Raw genomic sequence first — 19,765 nt, 5'->3', positions numbered from 1 at the left:
CAGATCGGTTCGTTCGGCCCCAAGGCGGTGCGCGGAGAGTTCCGGGTAAATGCCGTTTGAGGACCTGTTCGGTGCGACGCGCGGCGGTCTAGGCTCACGGTCACGAGCCCAACCTAGGGGGATGGGCCCGACCAGAGGAGCTTGTGATGCCGGATCCCGTCACCCACACGATCGGTGTGCCCGGAGCCACCCTGACATACGACGTCCGTGGTGATCTCGCCGATCGGCCGGTGCTGCTGATGATCGGTTCGCCGATGGGGGCGAGCGGTTTCCCCACGCTGGCGTCACAGTTCCCCGACCGGACGGTCGTGACCTACGATCCGCGCGGGGTGGAGCGGAGTGTTCGCAGCGGCGACCTGGGTGAGCTGACGCCGGACGACCACGCCGACGACCTGGTCGCGCTGATCGAGGCGCTCGACGCCGGCCCGGTCGACCTCTTCGCCAGCAGCGGCGGCGCAGTGAACGCGCTGGCCCTGACCGCGAAGCGGCCCGACCTGATCAACACCCTGGTCGCGCATGAGCCGCCGCTCGCCGCGGTCGTGCCGGACAGCGAAGCCGCGCTGGCCGCGGTGGCGGACACCTACGACACGTACCAGCGCGATGGCATGGGCGCGGGGATGGCCAAGTTCATCGCCATGGTCGGCTACGAGGGCGAGTTCACCGCCGACTACACGCGGCAGCCGGCACCGGACCCGGCCATGTTCGGCCTGCCCACCGAGGACGACGGTTCCCGCGACGACGCCCTGCTCGGGCAGAACATTCGCGGCTGTACGTCGTACCAGCCCGACTTCGACGCTCTCGGCGAGGCCAAGGACCGGATCGTGATCGCTGTCGGTGAGGAGTCCGGCAACCAGATGGCGGCCCGCGGTGGCAAGGCGGCGGCTGCGCGCCTCGACCTCGAGCCGGTCGTCTTCCCCAGTGGGCACGGTGGCTTCCTCGGCAACGAGTACGGCCAGCCGGGGAAGCCGGAGGAGTTCGCGGCCAAGCTACGGGAGGTGCTCGCCCGCTGACCCCTTGAGGGCTAACGTCACACTCTGTGCTGAAGAAACTCGCTGCTGTATTCGGTGCGGTTGCTGTGGTGGCTGCTGCCGTGGCCGTCGTCTCCCCGCGTACGGCGGACGCGAATACGACTGATGAGAACTATGGCCAGTACTCACTCATGTTCGAGAAGTCGGCCGGACAGTACTGGGCGGGTCAGACCGCTGCCGGGCAGTGGGCGTGGACGCCGTTGAGTGCGACCGAGTCCGACATCTCGTGGGGTGATCCGAAGACGTGGCCGCCGAAGTCGGCGGAGCACTTCATCCACGACGGCGAGTGGGTCCTCCTGGACGGCTACAACGACGGCGCTGGTCGCCTGCTGACGCAGATCCAGCGGGTCACGTCCGAGAACCTTGGCGATGCCGACTGCGCCAACCTGCAGCCGATCCCGTCAGTCGGCGGCCGCCAGCACTACGTGAAGTGGAACATCCCCAGCACCGGCTACTGCCTGGACGCCGTCGGCACCATCAAGCCCCCGAACGGCTCCACCACCGTCACCTTCCGCCACCTCCAGAAATGGCTCCCACCGCACCCCTGCTCGAACCCGTACTACACAGGCCAGACCTGCATCACCGAGTTCGAACAGTGGTGGGACGACAACCAGCACCCGTACTCACTCCAGCTCTCCCGCACCGTAGAAATCGCCCGAGGCCTAGGCATGGCCTTCACCAACCACACCACAGTCCCCCTCCCCTGGAACGCCAACGCCCGCTACTACTGGCACTACTAGCGCACGGGTACCGGCGACGTCCTGCTGTGATTGCTGGCGGCAATCATCGGCACGCGGTTCCTGCGGTCCGCGATCGTGAGTCATCTGGATCTGCCGATATCGAAGGGCTTTACGGCCAGCCGGCGGGTGGGGTCGGGGCCGGGTGGGTGAGGAGGCGGCCGGTGGGGGTGGTGAGCAGGCGGTCGAGGTTGGACTCGAAGGACTCCTGCATGTGCCAGTCGGCGGTGAGGATGTAGAGGGTTCGGCCGTCCGGGCCGCCGAGGGTGCAGGCGAAGCCGGCGTGTTCGAGCGGGACGGTTTCGAGGATCTTGCCGCCTTCGGCGATGCGGAGGCAGGCGGGGGCGTCGTCGGCCCAGCCGGGTGTCCAGATGGCGCCATCGGCGTCCATCACCATGCCGTCGCCGGTGTGCGGAGCCCAGACGCGGCGGTTCGACAGCGAGCCGTCCGCGGAGATGTCGTACGCCGTCAGCACGCGGGCAAAGGATTCGGCGATGACGAGGGTCTCGTTGTCGGGCGCGATCACCATGCCGTTGGGGAATGCGAGCTCGTCGGCCACGCGACGTATCGAACCGTCGGGCGTGATCAGCAGGATGAAGCCGGGGCGTTCCCCTGCATCGGGGTGGAAGTCGCAGCCGCCGTTCACATAGACGTTGCCGCGGCCGTCGACGACGAGCTCGTTCAGACTGCCGTACGACGAGACGTCCGCGTGGACCACCAACTCGCCGGAGGGTTCCTGGCGCAGGAGCAGCCCTTCCTGACCGGAGGTCACCAGCAGCCGGCCGTCCGGCAGCCAGTCGATGGAGAACGGGAGAGTAGTCGGCACCCGAGCCATTACCTCCCGACGCCCGGTCGCGTCGACTGCCAGGACCTCCTGCGTCCCCCAGTTCGAGCACCACGAGCGCCCGTCATGCCACCGCGCCGACTCGCCAATCACAAGCCCTGTCAACAAGACCTCGGTCATCACACAACTCCTTCCGTCTTTACCCCTACACGAACGAGAAATGCCGAGATCGACAAGGACCCGGCTGGCTATGCTCGGCGCCATGACGTCGGAGGAGGGTGACCCTCACCGTGAGACGCTCGCTCAACTGGAAGCGCAAGCCGATCACCGGGACGCGGAGCAGACGCTTCTCGCGGCGGGGTGGACCCGATGCGGGGCAGGGGATTGGGCGATCGCGCTGCGCTCACCGGAAGGCACGGCCGTGGCGCGGATCAGCCCGTTCGATCCGGCCAGCTTGTATTCCGTGGCACTGTATCGAGAGGCCGCGCACACTCGGCAGGTCCCGCAACTGTTCGCGCACCGTCGGCTGGCAGGTGGCGGCGACCTCCAGATCATGGAATGGCTCCAACCCGTCCCCGAGCCCGAGGCCGTCGCGTTCCACCGGGCGATCGCCGAGCGGGAGCCGGAGGTTGCTGAGCTGGCTGATGTCGTACGCCGGATCCATGAGCAGGCCCGGGCAGAGCTGCCCTGGTTCAGATCTGAGTTGGACGACAATCCCGAAAACGTCATGCGCGCAGCGGATGGGCGACTTGTGGCCATAGACCTGTTCGGCGCCGACGGCCCGACCCTCTACGCGACCGTGGCCAACGACCCCGATCTCGTTGTCGCACGGATCCCCGAGGCCGACCGGCGATTCATGACCGAGATCCCGCTGACCGCCACCGGCCCCTGGGAGCCCGAGGTGCGGGACGCCATGCGCGCCGGACTAGCCGCAGCCGACGCCCGCAAGACCGGCCCGTAGCTCGGCCCGCCCATCGATCAACGCTGAGCCCAGTCAACTGCCGTGGTCACAGCAGGACCGCTGTCGCCGTACGACGTCATGTGCCTGTCCCGCCGAAGCGTTCGGTCCGGATCCGCGCCGGATCGTGGCCAGGTCCTCGGCGACTGCGAGGAAGTAGCGAAACTGACGCAGCTCCAAGACCGCCATTCTATGGGAGGTAAAGCTCGGCAGATATGAGTTTTGAGCTCCCAGCTGGTAGGCAAAAGGTCCTTCGAATCTGCCGTCCAGAACGAGATCCTTGGTCAAGAGATCGTCTACGGTCCGACACGATCTTCTCGTTTAGTAAGAGGTTCACATCATGACCACCGCACCACTGCCACCCCCGAAGCTTCGGCTGGTCTTCCAGATCGAGGCGGTCATCGGCACGCCCCTCGATCTCGGACGGGCCCCCGACGGCCGGCGGCATCGAATCGTGCCTCACGTCGGCGGCACCTTCACCGGCCCGGAACTGACCGGGAGCGTTGTGCCCGGCGTCAGCGGCGACTGGCAGACGATCAACCCGGACGGATCCAGCGTCGGTGACATCCGCATGGGCCTGCACGCCGCATCCGGAGCCAACCTCTACCTGCAGATGCGTGCGGTGCGCCACGGACCGCCCGAGGTGCTCGCCCGGTTGGCTGCCGGCGCGGACGTCGACCCCTCGGAGTACGTCTTCCGCGCCAGCGCACAGATCGAAACCACTCAACCGGAGCTGAACTGGCTCAACCTCGGTGTGTTCACCGTCGTCGCCGGCCGCCAGCCCGACGGAGTCTCCTTCGCCGTGTACATCGTCGAATAACCGACTCGATGCCCCGCCGTCGGAACCATGTTCCCTTCAAACCCGGAGTACAGCGATGAACGACAACAGACACCAGGATGGCATCTACCCCTTCCCGGCCGGCATGCAGACGCGTGAGATCGAAACCAACGGCGCCAGGATCCACGTACGCGTCGGCGGGCATGGTCCAGCGGTCGTCATGCTGCACGGCTTCGGCACAACGGGCGACATGTGGGGTCATCTGGCGAGCGCACTCATCGAAGACCGCACGATTGTCGCGCCCGACCTGCGGGGGTTGGGCCTCTCGTCGAAGCCTGAGGGCGGCTACGACAAGAAGAATCAGGCGGCGGACATCTGGGGCGTCCTGGACGCCCTGGGTGTGCAGACGATCGAACTGATGACGCACGACATCGGCATCATGGTCGGCTACGCAGTCGCCGCCACCCACCCCGAGCGGGTGAGCCGATGGGTGGCGATCGATGCGCCGCTGCCTGGCATCGGGCCCTGGGATCAGATCACCCAGGATCCGGCGATGTGGCACTTCGGCTTCGGTGGTCACGACATGGAGCGCCTGGTCGCCGGACGCGAGCGCATCTATCTCGACCGCTTCTGGAACGAACTCTCCGTGGACCCGACGCGGTTCGACGAAGCGAAGCGCGAGCACTATGCGGCGCTCTATGCGCAGCCCGGCGCGATGCGAGCGAGTTTTGCCCAGTTCCTGGCGTTCGGCCAAGATGCGGACGACAACGAGAAGCTCCTTGCCCAGGGCAAGCTTCAGATGCCGGTCCTGGCCTTTGGTGGCGAAGCCACCTTCGGCCCTGGCATCGGTGCAGTACTGCGGTGTGTCGCCGATGACGTCGAAGACGCGGTCATCCCGGACTGCGGCCACTGGATCACGGAAGAGCAGCCGCAGGCGACGACCGACCTGGTCGTCGACTTCCTGGGCCGGGCCCGCTCGGAGCGCACCGCGAAGTAGCGGTCGTGGGGCGGGCGCCGGCGCGCGGGTGCGGTGCTTGTAGTCAAGCGCTTACCCTCTAGTGAAAGCGCAGTCTGACACCGCCCGGGGTCCCTCCAGCCGGAGCACGCTAGGCTGATGGCCCGTGAAGGTCTTGGTGATCGGCTCCGGCGGCCGCGAGCATGCACTGGTCTGGGCGCTGGCCCAGGACCCCGATGTCGAGCAGGTCGTGGCGGCCCCGGGTAACCCTGGCATCGCCGTGTTGCGCCCGGCGTACGACGGGCAAACGATCGTTTGCCGTTCAGTGGACATTTCCGACCACGATGCGGTAGTCGCACTGGCGAAGGAGCTCGGCGCCGACCTGGTCGTGGTCGGACCGGAGGCGCCGCTGGTGGCCGGGCTGGCCGATCCGCTGCGGGATGCCGGGATCGCGGTCTTCGGCCCGTCCAGGGACGCCGCCCAGATCGAGGGCTCGAAGGCGTTCGCCAAGGACGTGATGGCCGCGGCGAGCGTGCCGACCGGCCGGGCCTATGTGTGTACGACGCCTGAGCAGGCGGCGGAGGCGATCGACGCGTTCGGGCCGCCGTACGTCGTGAAGGACGACGGCCTGGCCGCGGGCAAGGGGGTCGTGGTCACCTCCGACCGGGACGAGGCGCTGGCGCATGCCGCCGAGTGCGAGCAGGTCCTGATCGAGGAGTACCTGGACGGCCCCGAGGTGTCGCTGTTCGCGATCACCGACGGCACCACCGTGCTGCCGATGCAGCCGGCCCAGGACTTCAAGCGCCTCGGCGACAACGACGAGGGCCCGAACACCGGCGGCATGGGCGCCTACACACCGTTGCCCTGGGCACCGGACGACCTGGTCGCCGAGATCACCGAGAACGTGCTGCAGCCGACGATCGACGAGCTGCGCCGCCGCGGTACGCCGTTCAGCGGCCTGCTGTACGCCGGTCTCGCGTTGACCTCGCGGGGTGTCCGGGTGATCGAGTTCAACTGCCGCTTCGGCGACCCGGAGACGCAGGCCCTGCTCCCGTTACTGAAGACCCCGCTCGCCGGCCTCCTGTACGCCGCCGCGACCGGGAAGCTGGCCGATCACGGACCACTGAGCTGGCAGAGCGCTGCATCAGTGGCGGTCGTGGTCGCCGCGAAGAAGTACCCGTCCAGCCCGCGCAGCGGTGATGTGATCAGCGGTGTCGACCAGGCCGAGGCCGACGCGGTCCGCGTCTTCCACGCGGGTACGGCGCTCGACGGCGACGAACTCGTGACGTCGGGCGGCCGGGTCCTCGCGGTCAGCGCCACCGGCAAGGACCTCGACGAGGCCCGGCAGCGCGCCTACGCCGCGGTCGGCCAGATCCGCATCAAGGGCTCCCAGCACCGCACCGACATCGCCCTCAAGGCCGCGCGCGGCGAGGTCACCGTCTGAGCCTCCGTGGGCGGACATGAAGAAACCGCCGGCCCCGGGACGGGTCGGCGGTTCCGTTCTGCCTGGGTCAGGCGATGCGCGGTTCCGCGCCGCTCAGCTTCGGCATCAGCTCGGCCTGGGCGGGGACCCGCCGCAGGTGGGCGACGCCCAGCGCCGACAGGATCAGCAGGAGCCCGGCTGCCGCGAAGGCGGCGATGGCGCCGATGAGGGCGATCTCGCCCATCTTCCCGAAGGCGTAGGCGTTGAGCAGCATGCCACGCAGCGTCTCACCGCGGAAGACGGTCTGCACCTGGCCGGCCAGCTTGGCGTCGGTCGGGTTGGCGAGCGACTCCTGGGACAGCTGCGAGTAGGTCTTGCCGCCGGCCATCTCGTTGATGTGGACCGCGATGAAGTGGTTGGCGTAGGCCTCGGCCTGCGCACCGGTCACCAGCTGCTGGCCGGCGTACTGGGACAGGTAGGGCTTGACGGCCGGGTCGTTGAGAGATTCGCTGCCCGCCTTGGGGAAGAAGATCTTCTGTGCGGCGAGCTGGCTGTGGACCTGGTCGTCGACGAAGTTGTGTGCCCACAGCATGAGACCGCCCGCTGCGACCAGGACGATCGCGAGGACGAGCCCGGCAGAGGTGAGCAGCGCGTCGAACGTCTTGCGGCGCATGATCGGTTCCTTTCAAGCCGCGGGGTGCGGCTGCTGAGTGTTGAGGGGGTGCTACTTCGAGTGTTCAGCCGGCGGCCCGTCGCGGCTATGCACCGAACGGCCCTGATCCGTAGGCCGATGGACCCGAAGCAGTCGGGAACCCTTCCGCCGTTCCCGACACAAGAGGAGTGCAAGGCAGTCGTGTCGGGAAGGGAGCGCGGATGCGCAGCGGTGTGGAGTCGTGAGCGGCCTGCTGGTCGTCGAGGATGGAGTGAGAGTGTCCGGTAGTTCGGACCGGCGTCTGTGGGACCGGACCGCGGAGGGCGACGCCGAGGCGTTCGCGCAGCTGTACGACCGGCATGCCCGGGCGATCTACAACTTCCTGTATCGGCGTACCGCTTCCTGGAGCGACGCCGAGGACCTGACCTCGGCGGTGTTCCTGCAGGCCTGGCGGCGGCGGTCCGAGGTGGTGCTCGACCGTGAGTCGGCCCTGCCCTGGCTACTGCGAACGGCCGACTACACGGTCCGCAACGACTGGCGCTCCAAACTCCGGTACCGCCGGGCACTGGCCGCGGCGGAACGGCTGCCCGCCGAGATCGGCGACCACGCTGACGACGTGGTGGGCCGGATCCACGATGACGAGCGGATCCGGGCCGCCCGCGCATCGCTGAAGCACCTGCCCCGCCAGGAGCGGGAGATCATCGAGCTCTGCGTCTGGGCCGGCCTGGATCAGACCGCCGCAGCCGTCGCACTCGACGTCCCGATCGGCACCGTGAAGTCCCGCCTCTCCCGCGCTCGCAAGCGCCTGCGCGAACTCAATCTTCCGTCTGTTGTGGAGAACCAGTCATGAACACGCTGCCGCCGGAGCGGGATCTGTCCGCCGCTACCCGAACCCGTCAACGTCACGAGCTGATGGCCATCGTCGACCACGAATCCGCCGCACCCCGTCGGCGCCGCCGCTTCGTCCCCCTGGCTGCGGCCGCCGCGGTCGTCCTCGTCGTCGGCGCCGCGATCGCCGTACCGTCGCTGCGCAGCGACAAGTCGGCCGGCCCGGCCGGACAAGCGAGCCGGCCGACGCCTCCGCCGATGGGCATCCGCACGGATTTCGCCCCGGTCCCCGCCGCGGAACAGGCCGACCTGCTCCGAGAGTGCACGAACAACCAGACCTACAGTCCTCCGGCGAAACCCTTGGACGGACTCCGCGTCGTGCAGCCGCAGGCGAACGCCGTCGCGACCACATTCGCCCGGTACCAGGCGCTCCGCGGCTGGAACATCTGTGGATACAACGCGAAGGGCAAGCGGATGACCGGTATGCGGAGGGCGTCGGGTGACCCGATGGTCGAGCCGGTCACGATGGCCGGCGCGGGGCTCGGGGCGTACGTCGAGGGAATCGCTCGCATCACCATCACCCCACACGGCGGCCGTGCGTACGAGGCGGAGCTCGAGCACGGGTTCTTCTACGCGTCGGTGCCCTACGTGCCGTTCGCGGCGAAGCGCACGGACAACACACCGCAGGAGTACGTGATCCGCGCGTACGACGCGAGCGGCGCGTTGATCTACACCGGTCCGAAGACCGTCGGGGAGAGGCGGGTCCGTGACAGCCGGTGCTCGGTGGATCCCACCGGCAAGTATTTCATGGGCTGGAGCGGCGGCCCGAATGCCCTGAAGGACATCGAACACCTGAATCTCTCCACCGAGCACCCCGCCCCCGGCATGCCGGACCCGAAGACCTGCGTCCGCGCCACCGCCTGGAATTACCTGCCCTGACGAAGCTCCCGTGCGGCCCCGGTTCGTTGCACCTCGCGAACCGGGGCGGCAGCCGGTGGTCTTGGCTGCGAGGATGGTGGGGTGCTGCGCAGCTGGAAGTTCGCCCTGCTTGCCCTGGTGATCGGCGTCACGCTGGCAGGGTGGTCTGCGTACGGCGGGTCCGGTAAGTCCGCCGTCGTGCAGCTGGCGGTGTTCGTCGTGCTCGCGTTCCTGTTCTCGCCGCTGGTGTTCCCGCGATCGGTGAGCGCGGCCGAGGCGGCTGTCGGGGGCAAACCCATCGTCTACTGGCGACCTGGGTGCCAGTACTGCCTGCGGCTGCGGTTGGTGCTGATCGGTGCGGCCGGTCGAGCGTCCTGGGTCAACATCTGGGCCGATTCCGAGGCCGCCGCGGCGGTGCGGGCGGTCGCAGACGGCAACGAGACGGTTCCGACCGTGGTGGTCGACGGAGTGAGCCGGGTGAATCCCGGGCCCCGATGGGTGCGGGAGCGACTGCGGGCTGGACCGGTGGTGGAGTAGGTGGCGAGACCGGGGAGAATGGAGGGGTGTCGAAGCCCAGCAAGCCCCGGATCCCCAATGTTCTCGCCTCCCGGTACGCCAGTCTGTCGATGGCGCAGCTGTGGTCGCCCGAGCACAAGATCGTGCTCGAGCGGAAGCTGTGGGTGGCGGTGCTCAAGGCCCAGAAGGAGCTCGGGGTCGACGTGCCGGACGGTGTCGTCGAGGACTACGAGCGGGTGATCGACCAGGTCGACCTGGAGTCGATCGCGGCCCGCGAGCGGGTCACCCGGCACGACGTGAAGGCGCGGATCGAAGAGTTCAGCGCGCTCGCCGGGCACGAGCACATCCACAAGGGCATGACGAGCCGGGACCTGACCGAGAACGTCGAACAGCTGCAGATCCGGGCGAGTCTCGAGCTCGTCCGCGATCGCGCCGTGGCGACCGCCGTACGGCTCGGGCAGAAGGCGGCCGACCACGCGGCGCTGGTGCTGACCGGCCGGTCGCACAACGTCGCCGCGCAGGCGACCACGCTGGGCAAGCGGTTCGCCTCCGCGGCCGACGAGCTCCTGGTCGCGATCGCGCGGATCGAGGAACTGCTCGAGCGCTATCCGCTGCGTGGCATCAAGGGCCCGGTCGGTACGTCGCAGGACATGCTGGACCTGTTCGGCGGCGACCCGGCGAAGCTGGACAAGCTGGAGAGCGACATCGCCTCCCACCTCGGGTTCAGCCGGACGCTGACCAGCGTCGGGCAGGTGTACCCGCGGTCCCTCGACTACGAGGTCGTCTCGGCGCTGGTGCAGCTCGCCGCGGCGCCGTCGAGTCTGGCGACCACGATCCGGCTGATGGCCGGGCACGAGCTGGTCACCGAAGGTTTCAAGGAGGGCCAGGTCGGGTCCTCGGCGATGCCGCACAAGATGAACACCAGATCCTGCGAGCGGGTCAACGGTCTCGCGGTGATCCTGCGCGGGTACGCCTCGATGGCGGGCGAGCTGGCCGGCAACCAGTGGAACGAGGGTGACGTCTTCTGCTCCGTCGTACGGCGGGTTGCGTTGCCGGACGCGTTCTTCGCGCTGGATGGGTTGTTCGAGACGTTCCTGACCGTGCTGGACGAGTTCGGGGTGTATCCGGCCGTGGTCAGCCGGGAGCTGGAGCGGTACCTGCCATTCCTGACCACGACCAAGGTGCTGATGGCGGCGGTCAAGAATGGCGTCGGCCGGGAGACCGCGCACGAGGTGATCAAGGAGCACGCGGTCGCTACCGCGCTGGACCTGCGCAAGGGCCTGGCGGAGAACGACCTGTTCCACCGGCTCGGCGCGGACGGCCGCCTCGGCCTTACCGAGGAGCAGATCATCGGCATCGTCGGCGAGCCCCTGTCCTTCACCGGCGCGGCGGTCGCCCAGGTGAACACCGTCGTCGCCCAGATCGACGAACTCGCGAAACGCCACCCCGAGGCCGCCGCCTACACGCCGGGTGACATTCTCTAGCTCGTGTTCGAACCGCTCACGTGGGCGCTGGTGGCGCTCTCCCTTGCCGCGATGGTGTACGCCGTTGTGCTAGCAGCGCGCGACAAGCGGATCGATTGGCCGCTGCTGGGCGTCCTCGGGGTGGTCGAGGTCGGCCTCCTGGCCCAGCTGGTCATCGGCATCGTGCAGCTGGCGCAGACCTCCCGGGATGTCTCGGGACCGTTCTTCATCGGGTACCTGGTCGGCTCGCTGCTCATCTTGCCCATCGGCGCGCTCTGGGCGCTGGCCGAGAGCAGCCGGTGGGGCGCCGGTGCACTCGCGGTCGCCTGCCTGGTGATCCCGGTCATCGAACTCCGCCTGCACGAGATCTGGACGGCGTGAGATGACGGACCCCGAGGCGACCAGGCATGGGCCCGGCCGGATCTTGATCGCGGTGTACGGCGTCTTCGCGCTAGCCGCCACCGCTCGGGCCGGAGTGCAGATCGCGACCAAGTTCAGTGACGCGCCGATCGCGTACATCCTGTCGGCCGTTGCCGCGGTCATCTACTGCGCGGCGACCTTTGCGCTGGCCAAGGCAACCAAGGTCTCGCGCCGGGTCGCGACGGTCGCGATCTGTGTCGAGCTGGTCGGCGTCCTCGCCATCGGAGCCTTCAGCTACGCCGTGCCGGACGACTTTCCGGACGCCACCGTCTGGTCGCATTTCGGCCAGGGTTATGGGTTCGTGCCGGTGGTGTTGCCGGTGCTGGGCCTGCTCTGGTTGCGCCGTACCAGCTGATTCACACTGCCAGGAAACTGCCAGCCCTGCGCAGGGGCTGACTCAGGTTGACCGGACAGCATCGGTGGCATGCAGATACCAGGTCATCCTCGGGTCGAGATCGTCGTACCCGTCAAGAACGAGGAACACGACCTCGGTCCGAACATCAGGCGGCTGCGAGCGTTCCTGGACACCGCCTTCCCGTTTCCGGCCGAGGTCTGCATCGCGGACAACGGAAGCACGGACGCGACATTTGAGATCGGCATGCTGCTCGCCACCGAGCTGTCCGGAGTCCGGATCGTCCGGCTCGAGCAGTCCGGGCGCGGCCGAGCGCTGAAGCAGGTCTGGTCCGAGAGCACGGCCGACGTGCTCGCCTACATGGACGTCGACCTGTCCACCAACCTGAACGCGCTGCTGCCGCTGGTCGCACCGCTGTTCGCGGGGCACAGCGATGTCGCCATCGGGACCCGGTTGTCGAACGGCTCCCGCGTGGTCCGGCGGCCGAAGCGGGAGTTCATCTCCCGCTCGTATAACCTGTTGCTGCGGGCAACCTTGAGTGCACACTTCTCCGACGCCCAGTGCGGGTTCAAGGCGATCCGCGCCGACGTCGCGCGGGAACTGCTGCCGCTGATCCAGGACACCAACTGGTTCTTCGACACCGAACTGCTGGTCCTCGCGGAGAAGGCCGGGCTGCGGATCCACGAGGTACCGGTCGACTGGGTCGACGATCTGGACTCGCGAGTCGCGATCGCGAAGACGGTCGGCGAGGATCTGCGGGGGATCTCGCGGCTGATGCGCGGTCTCGGCCGCGGCCGGATCGATCTCGAGCCGATCCGCGAGAAGTACGGTCGCCCGCGGATCCTCGATCCTCGGACGGCGATGGCCGCGCGCGTACTCCGGTTCGGTGCGATCGGCGTGCTGAGCACCGCGGCGTACGCACTGCTCTATCTCGTGCTGCGGCAGGGCATGCCGGCTCAGGTCGCGAACGTCCTGGCGCTGATGATCACCGCCGTCGGCAACACCGCTCTCAACCGGCGGATCACCTTCGGGGTCCGTGGTCTGGAGAACCGATGGCGCCATCAGCTGCGCGGTCTCGTTGCCTTCGGCATCGGTTGGAGTCTGACCGCGTGCTCACTGTGGCTGCTGCACACGGCGATCGCCGTACCGCAGCAGGCGGTGGAGATCACCGTCCTCACCATCGCGAACCTGGCCGCGACTCTGGTCCGGTTCAGCCTCTTCCAGGCGTGGGTCTTCGACGACGACGCGCCCACCCTGCCCGCCTTCGAACCCTCGGCGGTTCTCGACCAGACCCGGAGCAACTGACATGGCAATCCTGACCGACCCCGTCCAGGCGACACCACGCCGTGCTCGGACGATCAGTACCCACTACACGATCGGCCGCGACAAGGTCCTGTACGGCGGGCTGCTGGTGCTGACCGCGATCGCGTACCTGTGGGGACTGTCCAAGAACGGATACGCCAACGAGTACTACGCGGCCGCGGTGCAAGCCGGGTCGACGAGCTGGAAGGCCTGGTTCTTCGGGTCGTTCGACGCGTCGAGCTTCATCACCGTGGACAAGACGCCGGCGGCGCTCTGGGTGATGGGGCTGTCTGGGCGGATCTTCGGGTTCAACACCTGGAGCATGCTGGTGCCGGAGGCGCTGATGGGCGTCGCGAGTGTCGGGTTCGTGTACGTGTCGGTGCGGCGGTGGTTCTCCGCGAACGCCGGCTTGCTGGCCGGTGCGATCCTCGCGCTGACGCCGGTCGCCGTCCTGATGTTCCGGTTCAACAACCCAGACGCGCTGCTGATCCTGCTGCTGTGCGCCGGTGCCTGGGCGGTGACGCGGGCGATCGACTCGTCGCAGCATGCGGCTCGGTGGATGATGCTGGCCGGGGCGCTGGCCGGGTTCGGGTTCCTGACGAAGATGCTGCAGGCGTTCCTGATCTTGCCGGCCTTCGGTCTGGCTTACCTGATCGCCGGGAAGCCGAAGCTGGGCAAGCGGCTGGTCCACAGTGCCCTGGCGCTGGTCTCACTGATCGTCAGCGCCGGCTGGTGGGTCGCGATCGTCGAGTTGCTGCCGGCGTCGGCACGGCCGTACATCGGTGGGTCGTCGACGAACAGCATTCTCGAGCTGACGCTCGGGTACAACGGTCTCGGGCGGTTGAGCGGCAACGAGACCGGCTCCGTCGGCGGCGGACAGGGCAACCCCGGGTGGGGTGGCGCGGCCGGTGTGCAGCGGTTGTTCGGCGGTGAGTTCGGGTCGCAGATCGCGTGGCTGCTGCCGGCTGCTCTGCTCGCGACGATCGTCCTGGTCGTTGCTGCGGGCAAGGCTCCGCGGACGAACCGGACGCGGGCGTTCGCCGTACTGTGGGGTGGCTGGCTGGTCGGGACCGGGCTGGTCTTCAGCTACATGCAGGGGATCATCCACAGCTACTACATGATCGCGCTGGCGCCGGCGATCGGGGCGCTGATCGGCGCGGCGATGTCTGTGCTCTGGCGGCGCCGGGACCAGTGGTTGCCGCGGGCAACGCTGGCCGGTGGGATCCTGCTGACGGCCGGCTGGAGCTTCGCGCTGCTGAACCAGACGCCGACGTGGCAGCCGTGGTTGCGGTGGATAGTTCTGCTGACCGGTGTGATGGCGGCCGGTGCGCTGGTGTTGCTGCCGGAGCTGAAGCTGCATCGGACGGCGGCTCGGCGGGCCGGGCTGTTCGCGGGCGCGCTGCTCACGGTGAGCGCGCTGGCCGGGCCGACGGCGTACTCGCTGTCGACGATCAGCACGGCGCATACAGGTGCACTGCCGTCCGCTGGGCCGGCTGGGGCCGGCGGGATGCGGGGTGGGCCTGGTGGTGGCTTTGGTGGCCGGATGGGTACGCCGCCTGGGCAGACCGGGAACGGTACGACGGGCAACGGTACGACGGGCAACGGGACGACGGGTGGGCCGGCGACTGGGAACGGGGTGACCGGCAACGGGACGACTGGTGTGCCGGGGACTACCGGCACCGGGACGACTGGGCCTGGTGCGCGCGGCGGTGGAGTCGGTGGATTCCTTGGCGGCGGCGGGATCAGCGGAGTGTCGACTGACTTGGTGACGCTGCTGCAGCAGGGTGCGAAGGGCTACACCTGGGCGGCCGCGGCGGTCACGGCGAACGGCGCCGCGCCGCTGCAGATCGCGTCCGGCGAACCGATCATGGCGATCGGCGGCTTCAACGGCACCGACCCGGCGCCCTCACTGACCGAGTTCAAGCAACTGGTTGCCCAGGGCAAGATCCACTACTTCATCGGCAGCGGCGGAGGCGGCTTCGGCGGCGCCCGCGGCGGCACCTCCAGCGAGATCTCCACCTGGGTATCCGAGAACTTCCAGTCCCAAACCGTAGGCAACACCACCGTCTACGACCTCACCACCAACACCACAAGCTAAGAACCGGAGCACACCTATGACGCAAAACCCCACCTCCAATCCAGGCGGCACTCCGGAGGCCCAGTGGCAAGCGGCGCGCGCGGTCGGCCCCCGCCCGCAGCAAGCCGCAGGCGCCGCACCGCAGTCCGCCGCCAACCCCGCCCCGCAGTACGGCGCGGGCGCCGCACCGCAGTCCGGCGGAGGCGCTGCTTCACCCCCACCCCTCGCCGGCCCTGGCCCGCAGTACACCCCGGGCGCCTTGCCCGACCCGACCGACGGGCCCGGTCCGCAGTACGGCCCGGGGGCCGCGGCTTCTGCGGGTGCGGCTGGCGCGGCGCCGGCGGCTGAGGGGGCCGGGAAGGGCGGCGGGCGGCCGAGCAATGTGGTGTTGGCTGGAGCAGGTTCGTTGCTTGCGGTGCTGGCGTTCCTTGGTGGCATGGCGGTTGGCCACTCGTGGGACGGGACTTCGACGCAGCAGAACCAGTTCGGCGGTCCAGGCGGTGGCGGCTTCGGCCGCTTCCCGGGACAGGGCAACGGTCAGGGCACGACCGGTCAAGGCAACACCGGCCAAGGCAACACCGGCCAGGGCCAGGGCAGCACCGGCCAGGGCACGTTCCCCGGCCAGGGCCAGGGGAGCACGGGCCAGGGGAGCACGGGGCAGGGCACGGTTCCTGGGCAGCAGGGGCAGGGCACTCAGCCCGGCACCGGCACGCAGAACGGTCAAGCCCAGACCAGTTGACCCTCGCAAAAGCAGCCCGGCGGGCCCCGAGCGGACACTCGGCCCGCCGGGCACCGCGCGGCGCCCAACCCCACCTTGTGCACGGGGCAACCATCTAGAGGGCCCGCAGGTGGTTGATGGGTGCACAAGGGGGCTGGGAGTGTCCACCAAGTGGAACGGACTGTCGCGACGGAGGATTACGACACGCGAAGACGGTTCGCCAGGTAGTGGGGTGGGGTAGGGATGAGGGCGTGGAATGGTCGAACGTCACCTGGTTCCTGACCGCCCTCGGTGCGGTCGTCGTACTGCTGACGCGCGTTCGCCTCGGCGGCACCGTTGTCGACGGCACCGGTCACGGCGCCGGCCGGCACGGGTACTCAGCCGCCCTGCTGCGCATGCACACTGTCGTCGGTGTCTTCACCTTGCTTGGTTGGGTCGTTGCCCTGGTCACCGGTCACCGCGGGATCGCCCTGGTCGTACTGGCCGGATGGTGGCTGCTGACAGTCATCGGATTGTTGCTCCTGGCCCGTTGGCTTCCCAGCGGCGGCAAACACTCCGAGGACAAGCAGAGCGACGCGTGGGGCTCCGGCGCAGGCCTGTCCGTCCTGGGCCACGTCGGCATGCTCCTCGGCGTTTGCTACTTCACCTTCGTCATCATCACCGACCGGTTCTGAGCCCTTCGATCAGCGCGGTGACAGAACGCCGTACGCCGGCTTCGAACGCTTCTGGTGAGAGCGTTGCCCCCGCCCCGGCGACCCGGTCGTACAGGAGTCCGTCCATCATCGCGGCGACCGGCCAAGCCGCTTCCGACGGATCTGGTACGCCGACCCCGTCGAGCAACTGTGCGAGCAGAGCACGTAGTTGCCGTCCGCCCGCATCGATGGCGGCCCGCAACTCCGGCCGACGACTCGCCTCCAGCGACAACTCGTACCGCGCGACCAGATCGTCCGGCCGATCCCGCGCCAGCCCGACCGTCATCCCCACCAACAACTCCACCGGCTGCACGCCCACACCACTTGACGCCTGTGCGTCGGCGGGTGCGGCGGCGCTGACGTCTCGGGCGAGCATGCGGTTCACGCAGGCGGTGAGGAGGGCGTTGCGGGTGCGGAGGTAGTAGGACGTCGAGCCCGGCGGGAGGCCGGCCTCCGCGTCGACCGCGCGGTGGGTGAGGCCGCGCAGGCCTCGGGTCGCGACCAGGTGGATCGCGGCGTCGGCGATGGCGTCCCGGCGATCCGCGCCCAGCGGAACCTGCTTCGTCACGCCGGTCAGTCTCGCACTTCCCAACGGGACTCTACAGATGTAGAGTTCCAGCCATGAGTACGGCGATCGTGGTGGGAGCGGGCATCGGCGGGGTCACGGCGGCCGTCGCGCTGCAACGGTGCGGGTGGCAGGTCACAGTCCTGGAGCGTGCTCCGGAGCTGGGTGAGGTAGGAGCCGGGATCTCGGTCTGGCCATCGGCGGTCGCCGTTCTCGAGGAGCTCGGGGTGAAGGGTGTCGAGAAGGCGTCCGCGGTCTCCAAGCCGGCCGGGATGCGCAAGCCCGACGGCCGATGGGTTGTCGCGGCGGCCGATCTCGGCGTCGAGATCCCGGTGATGATCCACCGGGCGCAGTTGCACGAGCTGATCACGGCCGAGTTCGGTCCGCCCGTCACGGTCCGCACCGGGTACGACGTCACCACCATCACCCAGGACGACACCGGCGTGACGATCAACGACGACCTCCGGGCCGACCTGGTCATCGCCGCGGACGGGATCCGCAGCGCGATCCGGACAACGCTGTATCCGGCGTACGAAGGGCCGCGGTACTCCGGGTACACGGCGTACCGCGGGATTGCGGACGTGGACATCGACGACGGTGGCGGGGAGACCTGGGGCCGGGGGCAACTGTTCGGGTTCGTGCCGCTGATCGACGGTCGCTACTACTGGTACGCGACGGCGAACCAGCCCGCCGGTGCTCGGAGTGAGCCGACGGCGTTCCGGACGTGGCACGACCCGATCCCGAAGCTGCTGGCCGGCTCGGACAAGGTGCTGCAGAACGACATCTACGACCTGACGTTGCCGCTCGTGCCGTTCGTGCAGGGGCGGGTCGTGCTGCTCGGGGACGCGGCGCACGCGATGACGCCGAACCTCGGGCGCGGTGCATGCTCGGCGATCGAGGACGCCGGCGCCCTCGCCCGGCACCTCGGCGAGAGCACTGATCTGATCACTGCTCTCGCTCGGTACGACGCCGAGCGCCGCCCCGCGACGACCAAGCTGGTCAAGCGGTCCCGGGGTCTTGGCCGGGTCGCCCAGGTGGAGAACCCGGTGGTGTGCGCGATCCGCAACGGACTGTTCGCCCTCGGCGGCAAGCTGGTGTCCCTGCGGAAGCCGAAGAGCAAGGTGAAACAATCGCGTTCGTGACCACACTTCCGCAGGCGCCCGAGATCCCCGGTGCGAAGCATGTCCACTCCGGCAAGGTCCGGGACCTGTACGAGCTGGAGTCCGGCGATCTGCTGATGGTCGCGAGCGATCGGATGAGTGCCTTCGACTGGATCCTGGAGCCGCCGATCCCGGACAAGGGCAAGGTGCTCACAGCGATGAGCCTGTGGTGGTTCGAGCAACTGGACATGCCGAACCACATCCTGTCGACCGACGTACCGGCCGAAGTCGCGGGTCGCGCAGTGGTGTGTGAGCGGCTTGCGATGTTCCCGGTCGAGTGCGTCGCTCGCGGGTACCTGAGCGGCTCCGGTCTGCTCGACTACAACGCCACCGGCGCGGTCTGCGGCATCCCGCTGCCGCCCGGGCTGGTCGAGGGCTCCCGGCTGGACGAGCCGATCTTCACCCCGGCGACCAAGGCCGACCTCGGTGAGCACGACGAGAACGTCTCGTACGACGCTGTCGTGGCGACCGTCGGCGCGGAGACTGCCGCTGCGCTGCGGGACCTGACGCTGGCCCTTTACATCCGGGCGCGGGCGATGGCGGAGGAGCGCGGGATCATCCTGGCCGACACGAAGTTCGAGTTCGGTGCGCGGGCGGACGGGACGATCGTGCTGGCCGACGAGGTGCTGACGCCGGACTCGAGCCGGTTCTGGCCGGCTGACCAGTGGGCGCCGGGGAAGCAGCAGCCGTCGTACGACAAGCAGATCGTCCGTGACTGGCTCCGGTTCGACTCCGGCTGGGACCGTCACTCCGGTGAAGCTCCGCCGCCCCTGTCCGACGAGGTGGTCGAACGCACCAGAAGTGCCTACATCGATGCGTACGAGCAGCTGACCGGCCGCAAGTTCAACGGCTGAAGGCAACGGAGCTAGAAGAGGCCGACGCCCAGGGCCAGGAGGACGAAGCGGCCGGCTCGGCCGGCCAGGACGGACAGGCTGAAGGTGAGGACGCCCATCCGGGAGGCGCCGCCGATCAGGGCGACGCCGTACAGGGGTGGGATGCCGACGAAGGCGCTCAGCAGCGTGACCGGGATACCCCAGCGGCGATCGCTCATCGCGTCGAGCAGCCGCTTGCTGACCTCGCGGTTCCACTGCACGAACCGGCCCCAGCGCGTCCCGAGGTTGACCGGCTTCGGCTCCTTCGTCTTCCGGGCGGCGTACCCCGGCCGGTAGCGCACCGCGAGGAACATCGCGACCTTGCCGATGGTCTGCCCGATCGAGATCCCGATCGCGGCCACCACCGGGTCCAGCGCGCCGGAGACGCCGACGCCGAGGACGTACGCCTCCGCGTTCAGCACCGGTACGACGGCGGACCCGATCCCGAAGCCCACCGCCAGCACGAGCTGCCAGACCCACATGCCCCCGAGGCTATGCGCCGCGGCCAACGTTGCCACGCAACTCAGCCCCACACCCGGGGTGAACCAGGGTCCCACCCGAGCCGGC

23 protein-coding genes are annotated in these 19,765 nt (G+C 68.7%); 18 read left to right on the top strand and 5 right to left on the bottom strand.

Features of this window, described 5'->3' with window-relative positions:
* The first annotated feature begins 146 nt into the window (after positions 1-146).
* On the top strand, positions 147-1,010 hold the full coding sequence (locus ACXC9Q_RS10845) for an alpha/beta fold hydrolase (RefSeq protein WP_457056340.1): 864 nt from the start codon (positions 147-149) through the stop codon (positions 1,008-1,010).
* 26 nt (positions 1,011-1,036) lie between these two features.
* Positions 1,037-1,768: a hypothetical protein gene (locus ACXC9Q_RS10840; protein WP_457056339.1), complete on the top strand. Its 732-nt coding sequence runs from the start codon at positions 1,037-1,039 to the stop codon at positions 1,766-1,768.
* 109 nt (positions 1,769-1,877) lie between these two features.
* Here the strand turns inward: ACXC9Q_RS10840 and ACXC9Q_RS10835 are convergent, their stop codons facing one another.
* Positions 1,878-2,729 carry an SMP-30/gluconolactonase/LRE family protein gene (locus ACXC9Q_RS10835; protein WP_457056338.1) on the bottom strand — a complete coding sequence of 284 codons (852 nt, stop codon included), beginning with the start codon at positions 2,727-2,729 and terminating at the stop codon, positions 1,878-1,880.
* An 82-nt stretch (positions 2,730-2,811) separates the two neighbouring features.
* Between ACXC9Q_RS10835 and ACXC9Q_RS10830 the strand changes: the two genes are divergently transcribed.
* A complete protein-coding gene (locus ACXC9Q_RS10830; RefSeq protein ID WP_457056337.1) occupies positions 2,812-3,510 on the top strand; it encodes a hypothetical protein in 699 nt (232 codons plus the stop codon).
* Between the two features lie 33 nt (positions 3,511-3,543).
* Here the strand turns inward: ACXC9Q_RS10830 and ACXC9Q_RS10825 are convergent, their stop codons facing one another.
* Positions 3,544-3,687, bottom strand: a complete 144-nt coding sequence (locus ACXC9Q_RS10825; protein ID WP_457056336.1) for a hypothetical protein — start codon at positions 3,685-3,687, stop codon at positions 3,544-3,546.
* 160 nt (positions 3,688-3,847) lie between these two features.
* Here ACXC9Q_RS10825 and ACXC9Q_RS10820 point away from each other — a divergent pair, with 160 nt between their 5' ends.
* From ACXC9Q_RS10820 to purD, 3 genes are all read left to right on the top strand, one after another.
* Positions 3,848-4,327 carry a DUF3237 family protein gene (locus tag ACXC9Q_RS10820; RefSeq protein ID WP_457056335.1) on the top strand — a complete coding sequence of 160 codons (480 nt, stop codon included), beginning with the start codon at positions 3,848-3,850 and terminating at the stop codon, positions 4,325-4,327.
* Between the two features lie 55 nt (positions 4,328-4,382).
* Positions 4,383-5,282 (top strand): alpha/beta fold hydrolase, encoded by a 900-nt coding sequence (locus ACXC9Q_RS10815; RefSeq protein WP_457056334.1) that lies wholly within the window; start codon positions 4,383-4,385, stop codon positions 5,280-5,282.
* Between the two features lie 124 nt (positions 5,283-5,406).
* Entirely contained in the window at positions 5,407-6,684 is a 1,278-nt protein-coding gene (purD, locus tag ACXC9Q_RS10810; RefSeq protein WP_457056333.1) for a phosphoribosylamine--glycine ligase, read from the top strand.
* Positions 6,685-6,751: 67 nt separating this feature from the next.
* On the opposite strand, the gene ACXC9Q_RS10805 is transcribed toward purD, so the two are convergent.
* Entirely contained in the window at positions 6,752-7,336 is a 585-nt protein-coding gene (locus tag ACXC9Q_RS10805; RefSeq protein ID WP_457056332.1) for a hypothetical protein, read from the bottom strand.
* A 256-nt stretch (positions 7,337-7,592) separates the two neighbouring features.
* Here ACXC9Q_RS10805 and ACXC9Q_RS10800 point away from each other — a divergent pair, with 256 nt between their 5' ends.
* From ACXC9Q_RS10800 to ACXC9Q_RS10755, 10 genes are all read left to right on the top strand, one after another.
* The gene (locus tag ACXC9Q_RS10800; RefSeq protein WP_457056331.1) at positions 7,593-8,165 is read left to right on the top strand and encodes an RNA polymerase sigma factor; all 573 of its coding nucleotides are present in this window, start codon (positions 7,593-7,595) and stop codon (positions 8,163-8,165) included.
* The gene (locus tag ACXC9Q_RS10795; RefSeq protein ID WP_457056330.1) at positions 8,162-9,082 is read left to right on the top strand and encodes a hypothetical protein; all 921 of its coding nucleotides are present in this window, start codon (positions 8,162-8,164) and stop codon (positions 9,080-9,082) included. The genes ACXC9Q_RS10800 and ACXC9Q_RS10795 overlap by 4 nt, the downstream gene beginning before the upstream one ends.
* An 81-nt stretch (positions 9,083-9,163) precedes the next feature.
* Positions 9,164-9,598 carry a glutaredoxin domain-containing protein gene (locus ACXC9Q_RS10790; RefSeq protein ID WP_457056329.1) on the top strand — a complete coding sequence of 145 codons (435 nt, stop codon included), beginning with the start codon at positions 9,164-9,166 and terminating at the stop codon, positions 9,596-9,598.
* Positions 9,599-9,624: 26 nt separating this feature from the next.
* The gene (gene purB, locus ACXC9Q_RS10785; protein WP_457056328.1) at positions 9,625-11,061 is read left to right on the top strand and encodes an adenylosuccinate lyase; all 1,437 of its coding nucleotides are present in this window, start codon (positions 9,625-9,627) and stop codon (positions 11,059-11,061) included.
* Between the two features lie 3 nt (positions 11,062-11,064).
* The gene (locus ACXC9Q_RS10780) at positions 11,065-11,421 is read left to right on the top strand and encodes a hypothetical protein (protein ID WP_457056327.1); all 357 of its coding nucleotides are present in this window, start codon (positions 11,065-11,067) and stop codon (positions 11,419-11,421) included.
* A gap of 1 nt (position 11,422) precedes the next feature.
* Positions 11,423-11,815, top strand: coding sequence for a hypothetical protein (locus ACXC9Q_RS10775; protein WP_329482684.1), 393 nt, complete (start codon positions 11,423-11,425; stop codon positions 11,813-11,815).
* A gap of 69 nt (positions 11,816-11,884) precedes the next feature.
* A complete protein-coding gene (locus ACXC9Q_RS10770) occupies positions 11,885-13,117 on the top strand; it encodes a glycosyltransferase (protein WP_457056326.1) in 1,233 nt (410 codons plus the stop codon).
* Between the two features lies 1 nt (position 13,118).
* Entirely contained in the window at positions 13,119-15,212 is a 2,094-nt protein-coding gene (locus ACXC9Q_RS10765; RefSeq protein WP_457056325.1) for an ArnT family glycosyltransferase, read from the top strand.
* Between the two features lie 16 nt (positions 15,213-15,228).
* Complete coding sequence (locus ACXC9Q_RS10760) at positions 15,229-15,930, top strand: hypothetical protein (RefSeq protein ID WP_457056324.1); 702 nt, start codon at positions 15,229-15,231, stop codon at positions 15,928-15,930.
* Between the two features lie 230 nt (positions 15,931-16,160).
* A complete protein-coding gene (locus ACXC9Q_RS10755; protein WP_457056323.1) occupies positions 16,161-16,583 on the top strand; it encodes a hypothetical protein in 423 nt (140 codons plus the stop codon).
* Here ACXC9Q_RS10755 and ACXC9Q_RS10750 read toward each other — a convergent pair.
* On the bottom strand, positions 16,567-17,169 hold the full coding sequence (locus ACXC9Q_RS10750; RefSeq protein ID WP_457056322.1) for a TetR/AcrR family transcriptional regulator: 603 nt from the start codon (positions 17,167-17,169) through the stop codon (positions 16,567-16,569). The genes ACXC9Q_RS10755 and ACXC9Q_RS10750 overlap by 17 nt on opposite strands.
* Before the next feature lie 53 nt (positions 17,170-17,222).
* On the opposite strand from ACXC9Q_RS10750, the gene ACXC9Q_RS10745 reads away from it, so the two are divergent.
* Together ACXC9Q_RS10745 and ACXC9Q_RS10740 are read left to right on the top strand one after the other, a co-directional pair.
* Positions 17,223-18,308 carry an FAD-dependent monooxygenase gene (locus ACXC9Q_RS10745; protein ID WP_457056321.1) on the top strand — a complete coding sequence of 362 codons (1,086 nt, stop codon included), beginning with the start codon at positions 17,223-17,225 and terminating at the stop codon, positions 18,306-18,308.
* Entirely contained in the window at positions 18,305-19,180 is an 876-nt protein-coding gene (locus ACXC9Q_RS10740) for a phosphoribosylaminoimidazolesuccinocarboxamide synthase (RefSeq protein WP_457056320.1), read from the top strand. The genes ACXC9Q_RS10745 and ACXC9Q_RS10740 overlap by 4 nt, the downstream gene beginning before the upstream one ends.
* 11 nt (positions 19,181-19,191) lie before the next feature.
* Here the strand turns inward: ACXC9Q_RS10740 and ACXC9Q_RS10735 are convergent, their stop codons facing one another.
* Complete coding sequence (locus ACXC9Q_RS10735) at positions 19,192-19,680, bottom strand: hypothetical protein (protein ID WP_329482676.1); 489 nt, start codon at positions 19,678-19,680, stop codon at positions 19,192-19,194.
* Between the last annotated feature and the right edge of the window lie 85 nt (positions 19,681-19,765).

The sequence above is a fragment of the Kribbella sp. CWNU-51 genome (assembly GCF_054073265.1).
This window is presented reverse-complemented; position numbering and strand designations above follow the sequence as displayed.